Source organism: Streptomyces sp. NPDC127177 (assembly GCF_042672475.1).
Taxonomy (GTDB): domain Bacteria; phylum Actinomycetota; class Actinomycetes; order Streptomycetales; family Streptomycetaceae; genus Streptomyces.
Genome location: NZ_JBHXUW010000003.1, coordinates 199,093 through 210,563, shown reverse-complemented (window position 1 = coordinate 210,563; position 11,471 = coordinate 199,093). Strand labels below are relative to the sequence as shown.

Genomic DNA, 11,471 nt, shown 5'->3' with positions numbered 1-11,471 from the left:
GTCCATGGATCCCCATCCATGGACCGCACCCCGCTTACCCCTGCCGGGCGCGGAGCCGCACCATCGCCGACCGCCGCCGAACGAGCAAAACCCCCCACGGCCTTCACTCGCTCTTCCGGTGGCTCTGGATTCGCAACCCGACGTCGTACAGCCTTTCGGGTGACACCGGGTCGGTGCGAGACGTTTCACCTCTGGCCGAAACCCCGTGGTGACGTGGTGTGACGGCTCGCATACTCTTGTGTGGGGGTAATTGCAGGTGCAAGCGGGTGGGGGTTCGGTGCTGCGTATCCATGTATCCGGATGGGACCTTTCCAAGGTGCGGATGGCCACCGGGCCGGACGCATTGTGGGAGACCATTCTCAGTTTTCACCGGTTGAGGGACCGGCGTGCTTCCACGGTGTTCGGGAAATGGCGCACGGAAACGCGTCCGCGGTTGAATGGTGAAGTACGTCTGCTGTCCGCCGTGGTCCCGTCGCGCGGCTATTTCCCGGACTTCCTGACGCCTTCTCAGGAAGGCTCGGAGCCGCTGGACTTCGGCACCGGAATCGAGGCCCTGCGCGACACCCCGCCCGAGCGGCTGCGGGAGGAACTCGCGGTGCTGGGCGCCGGGGGAGCACCCGTCGGCCGCGCGGTCACGGCCCGGCGTGCGATACGGCCGGTACGGCTGGACACCCTGCGCGAAGGGCGCTCCGAGCCGCTGGGCCGGCTCATCGGGGCGCTGCGCGGCTACCACCGCGCCGCCGTCGAACCGTACTGGCCGCACGTCCAGGCCAGTGTCGAGGCCGACCGCGCCGTCCGCGGCCGCGCCCTCCTGGACGGCGGCGTGGACGAACTGCTCGCCTCGCTCCCGCCGGTGATCCGCTGGCGGGCCCCGGTGCTGGAGGCGGACTACCCGGTCGACCGTGAACTGCACCTGGACGGCCGGGGGCTGCTCCTGCAGCCGTCCTTCTTCTGTCGCGGCGCCCCGGTCGTCCTGCGCGATCCGCTGCTGCCACCGGTCCTCGTCTATCCGGTCGGCCACTCCAGTGCCCCGGTCTTCGCCGAGCCGGGCCCCTGGCTCGGCCGGCTCCTCGGCCACACGCGCTCCACGGTCCTGCGCACCATCGGTGACGGCTGCACGACCAGCGAGCTCGCCCGCCGTGCCGGGGTCTCCCTGGCGTCGGCCAGCCAGCACGCCTGCGTACTGCGTGAGGCGGGCCTGGTGCACACCCTGCGCCACGGCAGCTCGGTCCTGCACACCCTGACGCCGCTGGGCGGTTCGCTGCTGCGGGGCGGTGCGCCGCTCGCCGTGTCCTGAGCGGTCCGGGGCCCCGTCGGGCGCGTCTCCTCGTCCGGCGCCGATGAGTTTCCGGCGGTCCGGGCGTCTACCTCTCGTAACGCGTTCACATCACGCACACAGGATCGACCCAACGAGAGAGTGAGACGGTCATGCCTCAGCTGATCTTCGTCAACCTGCCGGTCAAGGACCTGGAGACGACCAAGGGCTTCTTCGGCAAGCTGGGCTACTCGTTCAACCCGCAGTTCAGCGACGAGCACACCGCCTGTCTGGTCATCAGCGACACGATCTTCGCCATGCTCCTGGACGAGCCGCGCTTCAAGGAGTTCACCAAGAAGGAGATCGCGGACGCCTCGACGACCACCGAGATGATCATCGCGCTCAGCGCCGACAGCCGCGAGAAGGTGGACGAGCTGGTCGACACGGCCCTCGCCTCCGGCGGGTCGCCCGTCGGTGAGACGCAGGACCTCGGCTTCATGTACGGCCGGTCCTTCCAGGACCCCGACCACCACAACTGGGAGGTCGTATGGATGGACCCGGCCGCAGTCGAGGGCCAGGGCTGACCCCGCCGGTCCGGAGCCGCGGGCCCGGGATCAGACTCCGAGGCCCGCGAAGGCGACACCGGTCAGCTGCTCCGACGCCACCCACAGCCGTTCGCTCGCCACATCGTTGAGCGTCCAGCCCGCCCGCCAGGACGGAGCGGGCGCGCCGCGCCAGCCCAGCAGCCGCGGACCCGTGAACGAGTCGGGCCGCACGCCGGGCGCGGTGGCCGCGTACAGCGTGGGCAGGGCGCCCGCCGACGCGGGCTGGGCGATGATCCGGTTGCCGAGCTCGACGATCCGCTCCGCCGTCCTGCGGTTCTCCATCCGGACGCCCGCCGTCTGCAGATTGGTCGACGCGTAGCCCGGGTGCGCGGCGGCCGCCACCAGGGTGGAGCCGACGGCGGCGGTCCGCCGGGCCAGTTCGTGGACGAACAGCAGATTGGCCGTCTTCGAGCGGCCGTAGGCGATCCACCGGCGGTAGTTCCGCTCGCTGTTCAGATCGCCCATGTCGATGTTGGACAGCACGTGCAGACCGCTGGAGACGCTCACCACCCGGGCGCCCGGCGTACCCAGCAGCTTCGGCAGCAACAGACCGGTGAGGGCGAAATGGCCGAGGTGGTTGACGCCGAACTGGGTCTCGAAACCGTCCGCGGTCCTCCCGTACGGAAGGGCCATCACACCGGCGTTGTTGATCAGCAGATCGAGCCGTTCCGCGGTGTAGGCCGAGGCGAACTCCCGTACCGACGACAGATCGGCCAGATCCAGCGGGGCGAACTCCACGTCCGCGCCCGGCACCGCGGCGCGGATGCGGGACACCGCCGCTCTGCCGCGCCGCTCGTCACGGCAGGCGAGCAGCACCCGGGCACCGCGGCGTGCCAGCTCCCGGGCGGTGATCAGCCCGATACCGCTGTTGGCTCCCGTCACCACGGCCGTACGGCCGCTCTGGTCGGGAATGTCGCTCGCGTACCGGCCCTGGGTCATGGATCAAGCCTACGGCCGGAAGGACCGCTGACCGGAAGGGCCCGTTCACGGGGCCCGACCGGTCACCGGCGTGCGGGAGGGCCGGCTCAGTCCGCGCGTACCTCGAAGACCGCGACGGTCACCTCGTCGTCGTCCAGGCAGGCACCCGTCGCCAGGTCGAAACGCTGTTTGAGCAGCGGGGAGGCGACGAACGGCTGCCCGCCGTCCGATCCGACCAGACCGCGCGAGAGGACGTAGGCCCCGGTGAACGGGTCACGGTTGTCGATCGCGTACGCACGTCCCGCCCGGTCCATGAAAAGGGCGACCTGCCTGCCGTCCGGGAGCAGCGCCGCCACCCCGCGTCCCGGTGTGAGGAGCGAGCGGTCGCAGACGGCCAGCCAGTCGCCTCCGGCGGCCAGCCGGACGACCCCGGTGTCCCGTGCGGTCCGTGCCGTCCGGATCGTCTCGGTCGTCATCAGGATGCGGTCCCTTCGAGAGTGCGGACGGCGAGGACCGGGCCCGCGAGTATGTCCAGGTCGGGCTTGACCTGATCGCGTTCCGGAACGAACCTCACCGAGGGGTCGGGCGCGTCGGGTGCGTTGACGAAGGTGACGAAACGGCGCAGCCGCTCCGGGTCGTTGATGGTCTCGGCCCACTCGTCGCGGTAGCCGCGGACATGGTCGGCCATCAGCCGCTCCAACTCGTCGCAGAGCCCGAGCGAGTCGTGCACGACGACGTCCCGGACGTGGTCGAGGCCGCCCTCGATCCGGTCCAGCCAGGTGGAGGTGCGTTCGAGACGGTCCGCGGTGCGGATGTAGAACATCAGGAACCGGTCGATCAGCCGGACCAGTCCGGCGTCGGAGAGGTCCTGCGCGAGCAGGTCCGCGTGGCGCGGGGTGGCGCCGCCATTGCCACCCACGTACAGGTTCCAGCCGCCTGCGGTGGCGATGATCCCGAAGTCCTTGCCGCGGGCCTCCGCGCACTCCCGGGCGCAGCCCGAGACGGCCGACTTCAGCTTGTGCGGGGAGCGCAGGCCCCGGTAGCGCAGCTCCAGGTCGATCGCCATCTTCACGGAGTCCTGCACGCCGTAGCGGCACCAGGTCTGCCCCACACAGGACTTGACCGTCCGCAGCGACTTCCCGTACGCGTGCCCCGACTCGAAGCCCGCGTCGACGAGCCGGGTCCAGATCAGCGGCAGCTGCTCGACACGGGCGCCGAACAGGTCGATGCGCTGGCCGCCGGTGATCTTGGTGTAGAGGCCGAAGTCCCGGGCCACCTCGCCGATCACGATCAGCCTCTCCGGGGTGATCTCGCCACCGGGGATGCGCGGCACGATCGAGTACGAACCGTTGCGCTGGAGGTTGGCCAGGAAGTGGTCGTTGGTGTCCTGGAGTGCCGCCTGTTCGCCGTCCAGCACATAACCGCTCGCGCCGACCGTAGGGGCCAGCGAGGCGATGACCGAACCCACCGTGGGCTTGCAGACCTCGCAGCCGTCCCCACCGCGCGCCGCCTCCCGGCCGTGCGAGTCGAGCAGCTCACCGTACGAGGTGATCTCCAGGGCGCGGACGATCTCGTACAGCTCGCCGCGGGTGTACGGGAAGCAGCCGCACAGGCCCTTGTCCTGGCTCTGCGGGAGCAGCCGGCCGATGACCTTGACGCAACTGCCGCAGCCGGTACCCGCCTTGGTGCACTTCTTCACCTCGGGCAGCGTGCCGTGCTCGCGGATCGCGCCCTTGGTGACGTTGTGGCAGGAGCAGATCACCGCGTCGTCGGGCAGTGCGGACGGGCCGAGCACGGCCGCGCCGCCCGCACCGGCGGGCAGCACCAGCTGCTCGGGGGCGACCGGCAGGACGCTGCCCGTCATCGGCCGCAGCGTGCCGTACTGGTCGGCGTCCCCGATGAGCACCCCACCCAGCAGCGTGCCGTCCCGCCCGATCACCAGCTTCTTGTAGACACCGGAGCGGGAGTCCGCGTACACCACGTCGAGGCAGTCGTCTGAGGTGCCGTGGGCGTCGCCGAAGGACGCCACGTCCACTCCGAGCAGCTTCAGCTTCGTCGACATGTCGGCACCGGTGAACGACGCCTCCTCGCCCGCGATCACCCCGGCGGCGGTCTGTGCCATCTCGTAGCCGGGCGCCACCAGTCCGTACACCCGGCCGTCCGCGGCGAGCGCGCACTCGCCGATCGCGAGGACCGCCGGATCGGAGGTGCGGCACTCCTCGTCGACGATGATCCCGCCGCGCTGCCCGACCGCGAGACCGCAGTCGCGGGCCAGCTGGTCGCGGGGCCTCACCCCGGCCGAGAAGACCACCAGATCCGTGGCGAGCGAGGAGCCGTCGGAGAGCGACATCCCGTTCACCGAGCCGTCCCCGCCCGCCGTGACCTCCTGGGTCCCGACGCCCGTGTGGACGGTCAGCCCCATGTTCTCGATGGTGCGCAGCAGCGCCGCGCCACCGCCCTCGTCGACCTGCACCGGCATCAGCCGGGGCGCGAACTCCACCACGTGGGTGTCGAGTCCGAGCCCCTTCAGGGCGCCCGCGGCCTCCAGACCGAGCAGTCCGCCGCCGACGACCGCGCCGGTCCGCGCCTTCTTCGCGTACTCCTCGATCGCGAGCAGGTCCTCGATGGTGCGGTAGACGAAGCAGCCCTCGGTGTCCTTGCCGGGGACCGGCGGGACGAACGGGTAGGAGCCGGTGGCCAGCACCAGGGTGTCGTAGCCGAAGACCTCGCCGGAGCGGGCGGTGACGGTGCGCGCCCCGCGGTCCACGGACTCGGCCGGATCGCCGAGACGCAGCTCGAAGCCGTGCCGCTCCATGAAGCCCGGCTCGGCCAGCGACAGATCGTCCGGGGTGCGTCCGGAGAAGTACGAGGTCAGCTGGACCCGGTCGTAGGCGGCGCGAGGCTCCTCGCAGAGCACGACGACCCTCGCGGTACCGGCCGCGGCGGTCAGCCCCCGGTCGGCGAGGGCCTCCAGGAAGCGCTGGCCGACCATCCCGTGCCCGACGACCACGATGGTCGGCACGGCGGCGGCGCGGGAGGTGTGGGCGGCGGTCGGGGAAGGGGACACCGGCATCTCGGAAGCCTCCGTGTTCGGTGAGCGGGTGGAGCGGGAGAGCCTCGGCCCGTGTGCTCATGGAGGAAGCGTGTCCGGCGGGTGTTACCCGTCCGGATCCCCGCTGTTTCCCGGGAGGAACCTTGCGCTCAGCGCCGCTGCCGGCGGTCTGTGAGGGCGGCGGGGGCGGCCACCGCCGCCCGGGGGAGTCCGGAAAGCTCTGAGTTCGCTCAACTTTCCCGCCCCGGCGGCGGCACGGTTGGACGTGACACGTGCCGTTTCCCTAGGGTCGCGATCATGCCTGACATAACCGTGACCACCCTCGTCGTGCTGTGCCTCGCCGCGGGTGCGGCGGGCTGGATCGACGCGGTGGTCGGCGGTGGCGGGCTGCTCCTGCTGCCCGCGCTGCTGCTGGGCCTGCCGCACGTCCCCGCGGCGCACGTACTGGGCACCAACAAGGCGGTCGCCATCGTCGGTACGTCCGGCGCCGCCGTCGCCTACGCGCGCAAGGCGCCGGTGAAGGTCGGTACGGCCCTGCGGATCGGACTCGCGGCCCTGGCCGGATCGATGACCGGCGCCTTCTTCGCCGCCGGGATCAGCAGCGAGGTGCTGCGCCCGGTGATCATGGTGGTGCTGCTGGCGGTCGCGGCGTTCGTGATGCTGCGGCCCCGGTTCGGCAGGGCGGCCGAGGACGGTACGGCACCCCAGGTCACCCGGGCCCGTACCGTCACCGCGATCGTCCTGGTCGGGGGCGGCATCGGCCTGTACGACGGGCTGTTCGGACCGGGCACCGGCACCTTCCTGGTGCTGGCGCTGACCGCGGTGCTCCACCTCGATCTGGTGACGGCCTCCGCCACCGCGAAGATCGTCAACGTCTGCACCAACGGCGGCGCGCTGGCCATGTTCGCCTACCAGGGCAACGTGATGTGGCAGCTGGCCGGCCTGATGGCGCTCTTCAACCTGGCGGGCGGTCTGGTCGGGGCGCGGATGGCGCTGAGCAGGGGCAGCGAGTTCGTCCGCGGGGTGCTGCTGGTCGTGGTGTTCTCACTCGTCGCGAAGCTCGCGTTCGACCAGTGGAACGCCTGAGCGCCGGGGGCGGGCCGGACGTCAGCGCACCGAGGTGAGGTGCGCGTACGCCACCACGTTGCCCTCGTACCCGGTCGAATCGGAGAAGCCGCCGCCGCAGGTGATCAGCCGCAGCGAGGCGTGCTCCGACGACCCGTAGACCCGCTGGTCGGGGAAGTCCTTGCTGTCGTACACCTCGATGGCGTCGAGCGAGAAGACGGCCGTGCGGCCGTCCTGCCGGTCCACCTCGACGGTGCTGCCCTTCTTCAGTGTGCCCAGGTCGTAGAAGACGGACGGGCCCTGGGCGTTGTCGACATGGCCGGCGACGATCGCGGTGCCCTTGGCGCCCGGGGGCGTGCCGTCCTTGTACCAGCCGACGATGTCGGTGTTCCCGGCCGGCGGCACGTCGAGGCTGCCGTCCGCGCCGAGCCCGAGCCGCATCATCGGTGCGTCCACCCGGATGCCGGGGATCCGGATACGGACGGGGGCCGAGGGGCGCAGCGGTTCGGCGACCGGTGAGCCCGGCAGCAGTTCCGGCCCGGCGGCGAAGGCGTCGGCGGATGCCGGGCCCGGTGGGGTCAGCCGGGTGTCCGCGCCGTTCGTGATCAGCCAGACACCGGCGAGTGCCGCGACGACGAGCAGCCAGCCCTTGGCCTTCTGGGACACGGTCGTCCTCCGGGTGACGGAAGGTGGATACGGTCCCGTCCCGGTGGCTCGGGGCCACCGGGACGGAAACCAGGCGGTACGGAGAGGTGGAAGTCTCCGTCAGCTGCCGTCCTGCGTGCCGCTCGCCCGGCGACGCAGGAGCCAGGCTCCGCCGACGGCGGTCGCGGCGAGTACGCCGGCGCCCGCCGCGATCTGGGTGGTGTCCGGCCCGACGCTGCCGCCGACACCGGTTTTGACGTGCCCCGTGGGGGCGGTGGGTACGGCCGAGGACCGGTGGCCGGAGGGGGTCTCGTAGCCCGACGAGCTGTCCTGTGCCGAGGAGCTGTCGTGCGTGGAGGGGGTCGGGCGTTCCGACGCGCTCGGGAGCTCGCTGGACGTGCCGCGGCCCGGTTCCGTGCCGGAGTCCGGTACGAGGGCGGAACCGGCGGCCTCGGCCTCGTCGAGTCCCGCGGAGTCGTACTCCGCGGAGCCGGGGTCGGACGAGCCGTAGAGGTCCGTCGGGGAGTCGCCCTCGGTCTCGTCCGGAGCGGTGTCGGTCCTGGCGGAGTCGTCCCTGCCCGCGGTGGCGGCCGGATCGTCGCTGTCCTTGCCCGCGGCGGCCTTCACCTCGATCTCACCGGTGGCCTTCTTGCCGTTCTCGCAGTCCACTCCGATGTTGTACGGGCCGGGCGCGACGTTGCCCGGCACCCGGAACGAACCGGCCAGGACTTCCTTGAGGGTGGCCGGAGCCAGTGCGAAACGGGACGCGTCCAAGGAGCTCGCGTCGCCGGTCGCGCCGGTGTCGCCCCCGCAGGCGCTGGTGTTCACGGTGACCGTGGTCCCCGGGGCCGCGCTCGCCGGGGTGATCCGCAGCGGGCCCAGCTCGTCCCCGTACGCCGCCGGGGCGGCGGCACAGAGGCCGAGCGCCGCGGCGGAGAGAGCCGCTGCGGCGGTGCCGGTCACGAGGCGAGCAGGACTGCGCATGGGGGGTTCCTCCGAGCAGGGGGCGCTGGCGGGTGTGTCCTGGCTCCGAGCTAACGGCCGGGTGGCCGCCCACGCCTGCTGACACCGAGTCAGCTGTCACCCGATCGGACCGGCGCAGCCTCCTTGCCACCTGACATGTGTGCAGGTCGGGGCGGTGATGGCGGGGGAGGAGCGGCATCCCCTGACCCCCGGTGCCGATCGGGTGACACCCCCCGAAGCGAATGTGGCGCACGTCACACGCATGACCTTGTCGTCGAGGGGCACACGCATCACACCCCCCACGGGACGGCGTCGCCTCGTCGCCCCCGGCCGCCGCCCTCACCGGACCCCTCCCCCCTGGGCCCGGTGAGGGCGGCTCCTTGTGCGGTGAACCGATGCGTCAGTGCGGAGCGGTGGCGGTCCATTCGGCGAGCGGCGGCCGGACCCGGCCGCAGAGCGGCCCGCCCCGGGCGTCGGAGAGCGCGAGCCGCGCGGTGAGGTGCCCGGAGCGGACGGCCGCTTCCATGACGTCCGCCCCGATGTCGGCGAACATCAGCTTGGCCCGCCGGAACATGGAGAAGTGCCCGTCCCCGTCGACCGTGCCCCACGACAGGTAGACGAAGCGCCCGCCGAGCCGGTCCTGTACGTACGGCCCGCTGACCTCGACCCCGTCCCCGGTGACGGCCGCGGCGCAGTCCAGGGTCCAGGAGGCGGACGGGGCGTCGCCCGGAAGCAGCCCGAACAGCTCGCCGGGCCGGTCCTTGCGCTGCACGCCCACGTGGATGTTCTCGTAGCCGGCGAAGTCGCCGCCGGGCCCGCCCGTGCGGCCGGGGAGGCGCGAGCCCTCGATGTGGATCTGCATGTGCGACCGCGGGACTTCGTTCTGCGGGGTTCGCGGGCCTTCGGGGATCTGCATGCGCCCATGGTCTCCCGTCGGGGCCCGGCGCCTCTCAGACGGTGTCGCGGGGCGCCCTCTCGTAGGCCGCGGCCAGCCGCTTCATCAGCCCCTCGTCCACCGTGAACTCGGTGTCGTCGATCCGCCGGACCGGCGCCATGCCCTGCGAGTTGGTGACGAACGCCGACCGGTAGGCGCCCAGCCCGTCCAGCGTCACCGGACGCTGCTCCGACCGGACCCCGGTGCCGGGAAGCTCCTGTTCCAGCAGGGCCATGGTGGTGCCGAGCAGTGCGGGTGCTTGCGGCCAGACGACCGAATCACCGTCCCAGAAACCGATGTTGGTGAACGAGCCCTCGGTCACCGAACCGTCCGGCAGGGTCAGCACCGCGTCGTCGAAACCCGCCCGCGAGGCGCGGTTCCCGTAGTACGTCTGGCCGAATTCACCGGGGCGCTTGAGGTGCGGCACGGCACGGGCGTACGGCACGGACATCATGCTCTTGGGTTCGGCGGACATCGTCACCGGCCCGCGCACCGCGACCATGACGGTCGTGGCGGTGGCGCCCGGCGGCAGGAAGCCGTGCACCCGCACCGAGGCGTCCACGGTCTCCGCGCCCGCCAGTGCGTGCCGGATCAGCTCGCGCACCCGGCCGCCGTCCAGCGGGAGTTCGAAGAGCGCCCGGTTCGCGGTGTCCAGCCGCTCCAGGTGCAGCCCCAGTCCGCGCACCCGGCCGTCCCTGACCTGCATGGCGGTGAAATGGCCGTAGTTGAAGAAGGCGGCCGTCCGCAGATCGTCCTCGGTGGCCGGGTGTCCGTCGAACTCGGCGTACGGGAAAGGCGTGGCCGCGGGAGTCGTCATGCCTTCCACCGTATGCCGACAGGGGCGGCGGATGGGCCGGTTGCGCCGCGCTTGACCTCAACCATGGTTGAGGCATGAGCCTCTTCCCATGGACCTCACCACACCTGAGAACACAGCCGGAACGACCCCTGACACCGAGCCCGGAACCACACCTGAGAACGCAGCCGGAACCACCCCTGACACCGAGCCCGCAACCACCTCCGCGACCGAGCCCGGCTCCGTCCCGCTGAACGTCGCGGTCATCCTCGCCAGCAACCGCGAGGGCCGCTTCGCGCCGGTCGTCGCCGACTGGTTCCGCTCCCGCACCGACGCCCACCCCGGCATCGGGACCGACCTGGTCGACGTCGCCGCACTCGACCTGCCGACCGCCCTCTCGTACCGTCCCGGACCCGAGGACCGGGCACTGCTCGCCGATGTCTCGGCCAGGCTGGCGGCCGCCGACGCGTTCGTCGTCATCACCCCCGAGTACAACCACTCCTACCCGGCCCCGCTCAAGAACCTGATCGACTGGCACCACGCCGAATGGCAGGCCAAACCCGTCGCGTTCGTCTCCTACGGCGGGGTCTCCGGCGGGCTGCGCGCGGTCGAGCACCTGCGGCAGGTCTTCGCCGAACTGCATGCCGTCTCGATCCGCGACACCGTCTCCTTCCACAACGCCGGAGCGCTGTTCGACGACGAGGGCAGGCACCGCGACCCGGCCGGTCCCGACGCCGCCGCGAAGACGCTCCTCGACCAGCTGGTGTGGTGGGGCCGGGCGCTGCGGGACGCGAAGGAGGTGCATCCGTACGGCGGATGACCGGGCGGCAGCGGTTTCGACCCCCGACAATCGGAGGACAACCGCTGCCGATCCGAGGAGACCCGAGTGACGTCGTCCGCATGGCTCGCCGTACTGACCACGACGGACAGTGAGGAGAAGGCCCGGCTGCTGGCGCAGGGCGTGGTGGAGGCGCGGCTCGCCGCCTGCGTACAGATCTCCGCGCCCGTCCTCTCCGTCTACCGGTGGCAGGACGCCATCGAGACCACCGAGGAGTGGCAGCTGCTGATCAAGACGACGGCCGAGCGGTACGACGAACTGGAGGCCCACCTCCAGGAGGCGCACGACTACGACACCCCGGAGATCATCGCGATGCCGGTGGTACGGGGCAGCGCCCGCTACCTGGGCTGGGTGTCGGCGGAGACCGCGCCGGTCACCTCCGGAGGGAGCTGAGGGAGCTGAG

At 71.6% G+C, this 11,471-nt stretch carries 12 protein-coding genes; 5 read left to right on the top strand and 7 right to left on the bottom strand.

Annotated features, from left to right (window positions below):
* Positions 1 to 277 precede the first annotated feature (277 nt).
* Complete coding sequence (locus ACFVJX_RS04465; RefSeq protein WP_384136409.1) at positions 278 to 1,297, top strand: ArsR/SmtB family transcription factor; 1,020 nt, start codon at positions 278 to 280, stop codon at positions 1,295 to 1,297.
* 131 nt (positions 1,298 to 1,428) lie between these two features.
* On the top strand, positions 1,429 to 1,839 hold the full coding sequence (locus tag ACFVJX_RS04460) for a VOC family protein (protein ID WP_384136407.1): 411 nt from the start codon (positions 1,429 to 1,431) through the stop codon (positions 1,837 to 1,839).
* Between the two features lie 30 nt (positions 1,840 to 1,869).
* Here the strand turns inward: ACFVJX_RS04460 and ACFVJX_RS04455 are convergent, their stop codons facing one another.
* The 3 genes from ACFVJX_RS04455 to nirB form a co-directional block, all read right to left on the bottom strand.
* Positions 1,870 to 2,799: an oxidoreductase gene (locus ACFVJX_RS04455; protein WP_384136405.1), complete on the bottom strand. Its 930-nt coding sequence runs from the start codon at positions 2,797 to 2,799 to the stop codon at positions 1,870 to 1,872.
* A gap of 86 nt (positions 2,800 to 2,885) precedes the next feature.
* Positions 2,886 to 3,254: a nitrite reductase small subunit NirD gene (gene nirD / locus ACFVJX_RS04450; protein WP_384136399.1), complete on the bottom strand. Its 369-nt coding sequence runs from the start codon at positions 3,252 to 3,254 to the stop codon at positions 2,886 to 2,888.
* Positions 3,254 to 5,851: a nitrite reductase large subunit NirB gene (gene nirB / locus ACFVJX_RS04445; protein ID WP_384136397.1), complete on the bottom strand. Its 2,598-nt coding sequence runs from the start codon at positions 5,849 to 5,851 to the stop codon at positions 3,254 to 3,256. The genes nirD and nirB overlap by 1 nt, the downstream gene beginning before the upstream one ends.
* A gap of 276 nt (positions 5,852 to 6,127) precedes the next feature.
* Between nirB and ACFVJX_RS04440 the strand changes: the two genes are divergently transcribed.
* On the top strand, positions 6,128 to 6,916 hold the full coding sequence (locus ACFVJX_RS04440) for a sulfite exporter TauE/SafE family protein (RefSeq protein ID WP_384136395.1): 789 nt from the start codon (positions 6,128 to 6,130) through the stop codon (positions 6,914 to 6,916).
* Between the two features lie 21 nt (positions 6,917 to 6,937).
* Here ACFVJX_RS04440 and ACFVJX_RS04435 read toward each other — a convergent pair whose 3' ends face one another.
* The 4 genes from ACFVJX_RS04435 to ACFVJX_RS04420 form a co-directional block, all read right to left on the bottom strand.
* The gene (locus ACFVJX_RS04435) at positions 6,938 to 7,561 is read right to left on the bottom strand and encodes a class F sortase (RefSeq protein WP_384136394.1); all 624 of its coding nucleotides are present in this window, start codon (positions 7,559 to 7,561) and stop codon (positions 6,938 to 6,940) included.
* Between the two features lie 99 nt (positions 7,562 to 7,660).
* Entirely contained in the window at positions 7,661 to 8,524 is an 864-nt protein-coding gene (locus tag ACFVJX_RS04430) for a hypothetical protein (RefSeq protein ID WP_384136393.1), read from the bottom strand.
* A 379-nt stretch (positions 8,525 to 8,903) separates the two neighbouring features.
* Positions 8,904 to 9,365 carry a DUF5990 family protein gene (locus ACFVJX_RS04425; RefSeq protein ID WP_384136413.1) on the bottom strand — a complete coding sequence of 154 codons (462 nt, stop codon included), beginning with the start codon at positions 9,363 to 9,365 and terminating at the stop codon, positions 8,904 to 8,906.
* Between the two features lie 88 nt (positions 9,366 to 9,453).
* On the bottom strand, positions 9,454 to 10,254 hold the full coding sequence (locus ACFVJX_RS04420) for an aminotransferase class IV family protein (RefSeq protein ID WP_384136391.1): 801 nt from the start codon (positions 10,252 to 10,254) through the stop codon (positions 9,454 to 9,456).
* A gap of 88 nt (positions 10,255 to 10,342) precedes the next feature.
* On the opposite strand from ACFVJX_RS04420, the gene ACFVJX_RS04415 reads away from it, so the two are divergent.
* Together ACFVJX_RS04415 and cutA are read left to right on the top strand one after the other, a co-directional pair.
* Complete coding sequence (locus ACFVJX_RS04415) at positions 10,343 to 11,050, top strand: NADPH-dependent FMN reductase (RefSeq protein ID WP_384136389.1); 708 nt, start codon at positions 10,343 to 10,345, stop codon at positions 11,048 to 11,050.
* Positions 11,051 to 11,116: 66 nt separating this feature from the next.
* Entirely contained in the window at positions 11,117 to 11,461 is a 345-nt protein-coding gene (gene cutA / locus ACFVJX_RS04410) for a divalent-cation tolerance protein CutA (protein WP_384136387.1), read from the top strand.
* The last annotated feature ends 10 nt before the right edge of the window (positions 11,462 to 11,471 follow it).